The following is a 2,328-nucleotide window of genomic DNA, read 5'->3' as shown; positions in this document are numbered from 1 at the left end:
TCCGGCAGGTCCGTCGCTGGACGGGACAGCCGGCTCGGCCACCACATCCGCCGGCCGATCAGCAGGGTGAGGGCGGGCACCAGGACCGACCGCACCAGCAGGGCGTCGAGCAGCACACCGAAGGCGACCAGGAACCCGACCTCGATCAGCATCACCAGCGGAAGTGTGGCGAGGACCGCGAACGTGGCCGCCAGGACCAGGCCCGCCGAGGTGATGACGCCGCCGGTGGCGGAGAGGGCTTTGAGCATGCCCTCTCTGGTGCCGAGCCGCACGGTCTCCTCCCGGGCTCGGCTGGCCAGGAAGATGTTGTAGTCGACGCCGAGCGCCACCAGGAACAGGAAGGCCAGCAGCGGCACCGAATAGTCGATTCCCTTGAACCCGAGGATCGTGTCGAAGACGAACACACTGCCGCCGAAGGCTGCGGCGAATGAGACGACCACGGTGGCCATCAGGATCAGCGGGGCCGCGATCGCGCGCAGCAGCAGCCCGAGGACGATCAGGACGACGGCGAGCACCAGCGGGATCACCAGCTTCTCGTCGCGGCTGGTGGTCACCTCGGTGTCGAGGTTCTCCGCACTAGGCCCGCCGACGATCGCCTCCGCCCCACGCACCGCGTGCACGGCGGTGCGCACCCGCTTGATCGTGTCGTACTCCGCGACGGTGTCCGGCGCGTCCTTCGGGAACACCGAGATGTTGGCCCAGCCACCGCTCGTCTGCTCCGGGACGGCCAGGGCCACCCCGCGAGTGTCCTTGACGATGTCGAGCACCCGCTCCTGCTGCGCCGGCCGCGTGAAGACCGTCATCGGCTGGCCGCCGAGCTCCGGGAAGTGCTGGCGGAGAACGGTGAAGCCGGTGACCGACTCCGGCGCCGACAGGAACTGGTCCTGCTCCCGCAAGGCGCCGGTGTTGCCCGCCAGCCCGAGGGCGAACACTCCGAGGACTCCGAGCGAGCCGAGCGTCGCGACCCATCGGCGGCGGCTGATGGCGGTGCCGAGCCGTCCCCACAGCCCCGGCTTGTCCTCCACGGCCGTGCTGAACCGCGGGATGGCCGGCCAGAAGATCCGCCTGCCGAGCACCACGAGTGCGGCCGGGAACAGCGTCAGCATGGCCACCAGCGCGCACAGGATGCCGGCCGCGCCGATCGGGCCCAAGCCGCTGGTGCTGTTCAGGTCCGCGACGAGCAGGCAGAGCAGGCCGGCGACCACGGTGGCCGCGGACGCGACGATGGCCGGCGCCGCGCCGCGCAGCGCGTGGACCATCGCGACCCGGACGTTCTCATGGTGGTGCAGTGCCTCCCGATATCGAGCGATGAGCAACAGCGCGTAGTCCGTGCCGACGCCGAACACCAGGATCGTCAGCAGCGCCGAGTTCTGGTCGTTGACCACGATGCCGAAGCCCTTGACGAGCAGGTAGACGGTCGCCATCGCGGTGAGTGCGGCCGCGCCCACGGCCATGAGCGGGATGAGCCACAACACCGGGCTGCGGTAGGTGAGGATGAGCAGGAGCGTGACGACGACGATGGTGGTGAGGAGGACCTGCACGTCGATGCCGTCGAAGACGGCGTCCATGTCGCCGTCGATCGCGCCCGGGCCCGTTACGTCAAGTTCCAGCCCGGAGGGTCGGTCCTTCGCCGCGTCACGCAACGGGCCGACGAGCGTCTCCGGTTCGCCGTAGGCCGTGCTCACATCGAGGGTGAACATCATCGCCTTGCGGTCGGTGGAGGCTCTCATCGGTGAGCCCTCGTCGTCCTCGCCGGCCGCCGCCGTCGCCTTCGGCGGGTACCGCTTGGCAAGGGTGTTGTAGTGGCGCTCGACCGTCGCGCGGTCGGCAGCGGTCATGCCGCCGGCGCGGTGGTACACGAAGACGAAGGTGTTGCTGTCACCGTCGGGGAGACTGTCTTCCAGCACTGCCGCCTTGGTGGACTCGGCACTGGCCGGCAGGGTGTCCACGGCGCTGTCGGTGGTGACCGAGCTCAACTTTCCGCTCAGCGGCACCATGCCCACCGCCAGGACCAGCCACAGGCCAATCACCAACCAGGGCACCCACCGGCCTGCCAACCGACCGGCCGGGGCTTCCCCCGACGGCGCTGCGTTGACTGCCATCTCTGGCCTCCTACATACGAGTTGATCGCTTATCTGGATGCCTATTTCGTACGGAGCGAACCTGAGACGACTGTTAATGCGGTGCTCAGGCCGGTTGGCCGAGCCATGTGCCCGGCGCACGCACCGGCGTGGTGGCGTCGAGGTCCTGCCCGGTGGGCATGGCAGGGGCAACACAGCCGCCGGGCTGGAGGAGCAGCTGCTGATGAGCACCCGGGCCCGGTCGCCC

At 69.4% G+C, this 2,328-nt stretch carries 1 protein-coding gene; it reads right to left on the bottom strand.

Annotated elements, in window-relative coordinates; genetic code table 11:
• On the bottom strand, positions 1 to 2,102 hold a 2,102-nt coding region (locus tag ACFULQ_RS49040), incomplete at its 3' end, for an MMPL family transporter (RefSeq protein ID WP_383558335.1).
• Positions 2,103 to 2,328: the final 226 nt, after the last annotated feature.

The sequence above is a fragment of the Streptomyces sp. NPDC057253 genome, assembly GCF_042669125.1.
In the GTDB taxonomy this organism is placed as follows: Bacteria; Actinomycetota; Actinomycetes; order Streptomycetales; family Streptomycetaceae; genus Streptomyces.
Note: the sequence above shows the minus strand (reverse complement) of the source record. Positions and strands in the feature narration are given on the sequence as shown.